Annotated in this window: 4 protein-coding genes and 2 pseudogenes; 4 read left to right on the forward strand and 2 right to left on the reverse strand. The window is 59.5% G+C overall.

Features of this window, described 5'->3' with window-relative positions:
- Positions 1-484 precede the first annotated feature (484 nt).
- From BN77_RS29610 to BN77_RS29620, 3 genes are all read left to right on the forward strand, one after another.
- Entirely contained in the window at positions 485-979 is a 495-nt protein-coding gene (locus BN77_RS29610; RefSeq protein WP_007539270.1) for a calcium-binding protein, read from the forward strand.
- 148 nt (positions 980-1,127) lie between these two features.
- Positions 1,128-2,876: a type I secretion system permease/ATPase gene (locus BN77_RS29615; protein ID WP_028749509.1), complete on the forward strand. Its 1,749-nt coding sequence runs from the start codon at positions 1,128-1,130 to the stop codon at positions 2,874-2,876.
- On the forward strand, positions 2,873-4,189 hold the full coding sequence (locus BN77_RS29620) for an HlyD family type I secretion periplasmic adaptor subunit (RefSeq protein ID WP_007539274.1): 1,317 nt from the start codon (positions 2,873-2,875) through the stop codon (positions 4,187-4,189). Before BN77_RS29615 ends, BN77_RS29620 begins: the two co-directional genes overlap by 4 nt.
- Before the next feature lie 199 nt (positions 4,190-4,388).
- On the opposite strand, the pseudogene BN77_RS31695 reads toward BN77_RS29620, so the two are convergent.
- Both BN77_RS31695 and BN77_RS33040 read right to left on the reverse strand, forming a co-directional pair.
- Positions 4,389-4,958: pseudogene (locus BN77_RS31695) on the reverse strand (Tn3 family transposase).
- 20 nt (positions 4,959-4,978) lie between these two features.
- Positions 4,979-5,615: pseudogene (locus BN77_RS33040) on the reverse strand (hypothetical protein); the annotation flags it as partial.
- On the opposite strand from BN77_RS33040, the gene BN77_RS29635 reads away from it, so the two are divergent.
- On the forward strand, positions 5,564-6,604 hold the full coding sequence (locus tag BN77_RS29635; protein ID WP_007539281.1) for an IS110 family RNA-guided transposase: 1,041 nt from the start codon (positions 5,564-5,566) through the stop codon (positions 6,602-6,604). The pseudogene BN77_RS33040 and the gene BN77_RS29635 sit on opposite strands and share 52 nt — an antisense overlap.
- Positions 6,605-6,643 lie beyond the last annotated feature (39 nt).

Here is a 6,643-nt window from a genome sequence, read left to right on the forward strand (position 1 = left end):
CATCGCCGGCGACGGCATTGCTCCTCGTCTCGCAACGTAGCGACCATGTCGTCCACTGTTCGAATATTGGAAAGCTCGCAAACATCGTTTCGGACATCATGATCTCCATCGGAACTGATCGAAAAATCTCATGGAAAACGCTCATTTACAAGGACTTCACTGTCTTTGGTTGATAAAGGCCGCGCAGGATTTTGAACTGCTCTTGTTCTGCTCCCTGTTCAGCGACACCGTCGACGGAGCCAAGACAAGCGCAGTTATCTATAGCCTGATGCTGACCTGCCGCGCCTCTCGCGTCGAGCATTAGCCTGCTTGCGTCAGTGTTCTCAGGCCACCATTAAAATCGTTACAATCGAGGTCGTTACGAGAGACGTAAGTTACGGCGAGCGATCCATAGAATGGATCCGTCCTATCAAAACAAAAAATTTTGGAAGATAAGTCCGGCCTGCTATGCTTAACGAGTTCGATCATTGAAGGAGACAGCACCATGAGCAGAACTACGACTACCGACGCGCAGCTTCACCACAGCAGCACGCATGCAGCATTCGCTCAGACGGCCTTGGATTCGATAGAGTACCATGGGCCCCCGGTAGTAGATAGTAATGATAGCCACTTCATTAAGGGCACGCCAGTGGGGGAGCACATCTATGGCCGGGGCGGTGACGATATCATTTGGGGTAACGGCGGAGCAGACACTTTTCACTTCCAACCAGGTGATGGTCACGACGTGATCGTAGATTTCGATTCCAACGATAAGATTGATCTCACTGCGTGTGGTACATTTGAATTGTTCTCCGATGTCCTCGCAGTGACCAAAGTGGAAGGGTCGGGTCTCGTAATTGCGACCGAGGGAGGAGCAAGCATCCGGCTTCTTAATACCGATATGAGCGCATTGCGGGCGGACCAGTTCCTGCTGTACGGGCCTGAAGCGGCAACCGACTTTACTCACTCCACGCTGCACCACGCCGACTGGCATATTTGAGCAGCAGGGCCGATTTGAATGGACACGGATGCTGGTCGCCTCGTCGCGCGGGGCGGCCTTGTGATTCAGCGATCGACTCTTCAATTCTTAGGGCAAGCCTAGCTTAGGCGGAATAACAGCCCGTTCGCATTGCGAGGTGTTTATCTTCGTGCATGATTTTGAAGCAACCCCAAAAAACAGGAACATCGATCCCGTCCAGGCGCTGCGCGATTGCCGATACGCCTTCATAGGGGTCGGCATCACCAGCGCGCTCGTCAACATACTTTATCTTACCGGCCCCTTCTTCATGCTCGAAGTCTATGACCGGGTGCTGCCGAGCCGAAGCATTCCTTCGCTCATCGCCCTCTGTCTTCTCGCACTGCTGCTCTACGGCTTCCAGGGCGCATTCGAGCTCATCCGCGGCCGGATGCTCGTGCGTATCGCCGGCGCGCTCGATGAGAGCCTCAGCGGACGGATCTATCGTGCGCTGGTCAAGGCCCCGCTAAAGCTCAATATGTCAGGCGACGGCCTCCTGGCATTGCGCGATTTCGACCAAGTACGGTCCTTCCTTTCGGGCAGCGGACCGGCTGCGCTCTTCGACCTGCCCTGGCTTCCGGTCTATTTCGCCATCTGTTTCCTGTTTCACCCGGTCATTTGGGTGGTCGCCGTCGTCGGCGGGGCGATCCTGACACTTCTCACTTATCTCACCAATCGCGGCACCCAGGCACCCGCCAGGAAGGCGGCCGAAGCCGGCGGATTCCGGAACGGATTTGCCCGAGCTTCCCAGCGAAATGCAGAGGTCGTTCAGGCAATGGGCATGTCGGGGCGCTTGACGGAGCGTTGGGAGCGCCGCAACGCCGAATATCGTGAGGAGAACCGTCGTACCTCTGACATCGTTAACGATTACCGGGCGATGTCGAAGGTGTTCCGTATGGCGCTGCAATCGGGCGTGCTCGCAGCCGGTGCCGCGCTGGTGATCGAGGGACAAGCCTCGCCCGGCATCATCATCGCCGGCTCGATCCTGACTGCCCGCGCACTTGCCCCGGTCGAACTCGCGATCGGCAATTGGCGCGGCCTCGTCTCGGCGCGCCAAAGCTGGCAGCGCCTCAAGGAACTGCTGAAAGCTCTGCCCGAGACGGAAATGCCCCTCGCCCTGCCGAGCCCGAACGAGAGGCTCAGCGTCAAGGGCGTGGCAAGCGGTCCGCCGGCGGGACAGAGCCTTGTCATCGCAAACGTGACCTTCACCGTTCGCGCGGGCAGCGCCCTTGGCGTCATCGGCCCGAGCGCATCGGGAAAATCGTCACTGGCGCGCGCCATCATCGGCGTCTGGCCCGCTTATCGCGGCTCCGTCCGGCTCGACGGCGCGGCGCTGGACCAGTGGGACAGCGATGCTCTTGGCAAGCATATCGGCTACCTCCCTCAGGATGTCGAGCTTTTCGCCGGGACCGTGGCCCAGAACATCGCTCGCTTTGCCCCGGACGCTACCTCCGAGGCGATCGTCGCCGCCGCCAAGGAGGCCCGGGTCAACGATCTGATCCTGCGTCTGCCGAACGGTTACGATACCGAGATCGGCGAGGGCGGCATGGCGCTTTCCACCGGGCAGCGCCAGCGCGTGGCGCTTGCTCGGGCGCTTTACGGAGATCCCTTCCTGGTCGTCCTCGATGAACCAAACTCCAACCTCGATGCGGAAGGCGAACATGCGCTCAGCGAAGCGATCATGAATGTGCGCACGCGCGGCGGCATCGTCGTCGTCATCGCCCATCGACCGAGCGCGCTTGCGAGCGTCGACTTCGTGCTTATGATGCAGGAGGGTCGCATGCAGGCCTTCGGCCCGAAGGACGAAGTTCTGGGCAGGTACTGCGACAGCAGCAGCGCGGCGCCGCTGAAGATCGTTGAAAGCCAGGAGGCCAAGCAATGAGCGGCAGCATTCAACATAGATCGAGCGCGCGCCGTTCGCTTTCCCGCCACATGATCGGCGTTTCCGCGCTGGCCCTTGCGCTCGTCGTCGGCGTCGGCGGCTGGGCGACGACCACGGAATTGTCGAGCGCGGTTGTCGCCGGGGGCGTGGTCGCAGTCGAAGATAACGTCAAGAAGATCCAGCATCTGACCGGCGGCATCGTCGGCGAGCTCCTCGTCAGGGAAGGCGATCGTGTCAAGGCTGGGCAGGTTCTGATCCGTCTCAACGGCACCACTGTGCGTTCGAACCTGGCCATTGTCGAAAGCACTCTGGCGCAGCTCTATGCCCGCCGCGCCCGGCTCCAGGCCGAGCGAATCGGAGCACCCTTCTTCTCGATCGACGAAGATCTCGACCAATTTATCTCCGGCTCCGCGGCGGTGAAGCTGATCGAAGGAGAGCAGAAGCTTTTCACAAGCCGCAACGCGGCGCTCGCCGGCATGAAAAGCCAGCTCGCATCGAGAAAGGCGCAGCTCGCGGACGAGATCGAAGGCCTGACGGTGCAGGTGAAGGCGATTGAGGACGCGCTCAAGCTCTTCGACGAGGAGCTGACCAGCGTCGATTCCCTCTATGGCAGGGGGCTCGTGCCGATGCAGCGGGTAACGACGCTGAAGCGGCAGCGCGCGGAACTCGAAGGTGAACGAGGCCAGAATGTTGCCGCCCGTGCCCAGGCGCGCGGCAAGTCCAGCGAGATCGACCTGCAGATCCTGCAGCTCGACGAGGACCGGCGCACTGATATTTCTAAGGACCTGACTGAGGTCGAAGCGAAGATCGCGGAATATGAGGAACGCCGCACCGCCGCGACCGACGAGTTGCGCCGGCTTGACATCACTGCGCCGCTTCCCGGTCGCGTCTACCAGCTCGCGGTTCACACGGTGAACGGCGTCATCAATCCCGGCGAGACGCTGATGCTCGTCGTGCCGGAGGCAGAGAACCTCACCATCGAGGCGAGGGTGGCGACCCATGACATCGACCAGATCCGCGTTGGCCAGCCAGTGGAAATTCGCTTCAGCGCCTTCAACCAGCGCACGACGCCCGAGGTCGAAGCTGAGGTCATGACGGTGGCTCCCGATCTCGTGACGGACGAGCGCACCGGCGCCAGCTATTATCCGCTACGCATCCGCCCGAAGCCGGAAAGCCTCGCCAAGCTCAAGGGCCTCTCGCTCTATCCCGGCATGCCTGCAGAGGTCTTCATCAAGATCGCCGACCGCACCGTCATTTCTTACCTGACCAAGCCGCTCACCGACCAGATGCGGCACGCGTTCCGGGAAGATTGAAGCACGCAGCGGGCTGGAACCGTACTCAGATGGTCCGCTTTGAGTGTCATTGGCTATTCCTAGATGAAGAAAGGCTACGGCCTGGAGGTTGGTCGGTCAGTTCTTGAAAGCTGGCGTTCTGACGGAGGAGCAATTCCTGCGCACGGACGACGGAACGCCCCAAGGCGGGGCTCCGTGGGCATTTCTGCAATAATACCCGCTAAGGGAAGTCGAAGTTGTTTGGATTGAAGCGGTTAGCGCGGATCGGCCTGAAGCGTTCGAGGGGTCGGTCAATTTCGTTCCAGAGATAATCGCCGGTGGGTGCGATATGAGCCCAGGGAAGCGGTGCGACCTGGGAGAGCAGCTCGGCGGGAATATCGATGCCCTGGGTGCGGACATAATCGACAGCGCGGCTGAGATAAACGGTATTCCACAGAATAATGGCGTTGACGACGAGGTTGAGACCTGAGGCCCGATAGGCCATGGTTTCCGCCACGCGGTTGCGCAGCTCGCCGAGCTGGTGAAGGAAGACCGCCCGGGCAAGGGCGTGACGGCTCTCACCCTTGTTGAGGATGGCATGCGATCGGCGTCGGAGTTTGGTATCGAGCAACTAGTCGCGGATGAAGATCGAGCGTTCAATCCGGCCCATTTCACGCAGCGCCTGATTGAGCCGGTTTTGCCGGGGTGATGCGGCAAGCTTCCTGAGGATGACGGACGGCGGCACCAGGCCCGCGCCGATCGAGGCCTTTAGCCGCAAGACCTCATCCCAATGCTGCTCGATGACATTCATGTTGACGGGGCGATGTCACGGTGTTCGCTTAATCCCCGACGGGCAAGCATCTGCTTTACGGCCTCGGTTGCCTCTCGGACATAACCACTCCATAGGAGATGTCGAAGCCTTGGCACATGCACCGCAACGTCTCGAAGATAGACGTTCAGATCCTGGAGATACTTGATGCCCTCCCAGGCCTGTTCAATGTGCCGCAGCCGCATCGATAGATGAGTCAAGGATATGTGTAACGGGCTGGCGTGTTGCGCTGACAATGATGCTTTGCAAGCCAACTTCTCCGTCGCTGAAGACCATGACATCTCGGCCGGGCAGCCATCCTTGTGCGCGCATCGCCGCGCGAACGATGTCGTGTTTGCCGGTGGCGATGTTCGGCGCACCGGCAAAGTGACGCGATGCTCGGCCTTGCGAAATAATGCGTCCCATCGCGATCTCGAAATGCCGGCTTTGATAGCCGGGAACCGCTCGAATCTAGGCGCCATCGATGAAAACGGAAACGGGAGACTTGCCGGAACGACTGAGACGATAGGGGCTCGCGACGTCCCGCTTTTCGATCTGATCGGCAACCTTGGTCAGCCGGTTGCTTAGGGTCCGGGGATTATGGACTCTTGCCGTCGGCAAAAAGATATCAAGTACACGAGCTGCTTCTCGAAAAGACAAAATCCGTTCGTCGCGGCGGCAAAAGGATCTGGCGGGGTAAATGCAAATCCGACCCGGACAGCATCATAACATTGCTCCATAAGCATGCACCCGATGCCAGGCGGGTCGTCTTTGAGACTGGCCCCCTTTCGATATGGGTTTATCATGCGCTGATAGATGCGGGGGTTCCGGCGATTTGCATCGAGGCCCGGCATGCCAAGGCGGCGCTCGACATGGCCGCGAATAAAACAGATGCGAACGACGCCGATGGCCTTGCGCATCTTGCTGAGGTTGGCTTCTACCGCGAGGTCCGGGTCAAAGGGTACGACAGCATGCTCACCCGGACGCTTGTGGCGGCACGAACGAGGTTGGTGACGATCTGCACGGAGCTGTCAAATCAGATCCGAGGCTTCATGCAGACGTTTGGCTTGGTTGTTCCAAGTGGCAAGGGTGCCACCTTCGGAAACAACGTTCGGATGCTCCTCGATGGCCACCAGTCTCTTTCGCAGATCATTCTCCCACTCCTGAAGGCCTGGTATGGCATGCGCGAACAAGCGGCCGAACTCAGCAAGCAGTTGATAGCGATCGCGCGGGTGAGCCAATCGTGCCGGCTACTCATGTCGGTTCCCGGTGTTGGTGTTGTCACTGCAACTTCGTTCATGACCGCCATTGAAGATCCGGAGAACTTCAAGAAGTCACGGTCCGTAGGAGCCTGGCTGGGGCTAACGACACGCCGCTATCAATCAGGCGAGGTCGACTATGACGGTCATATCTCGCGCCGCGGTGACGCCCATTTGCGCGGTCTCTTGTTCGAAGCTGCAACTGTTATTCTCACGCGCAGCAGTGCCGATAGCGGCCCGCGCTCTTGGGGGTTAAAGCTAAGGGAAAGATTGGGATTCAAACGTGCCGCGGTCGCCGTTGCGCGCAGATTGTCTGTCACTATGCACGCGATGCTAAAGACTGGTCAGCTTTTTGATCGGGAAGTTGGAATGGATGCCGCCGCCGGATAAGTGTCTCGAACGCCTTCCAAGCTAATCCGACTACTTTTG

The sequence above is a fragment of the Rhizobium mesoamericanum STM3625 genome (assembly GCF_000312665.1).
Lineage (GTDB): Bacteria > Pseudomonadota > Alphaproteobacteria > Rhizobiales > Rhizobiaceae > Rhizobium > Rhizobium mesoamericanum.

Bases quoted from the DNA above. Each gene is read 5' to 3' on its own strand.
- BN77_RS29610 (WP_007539270.1), top strand. From the start codon at position 485: ATGAGCAGAACTACGACTACCGACGCGCAGCTTCACCACAGCAGCACG.
- BN77_RS29620 (WP_007539274.1), top strand. From the start codon at position 2,873: ATGAGCGGCAGCATTCAACATAGATCGAGCGCGCGCCGTTCGCTTTCC.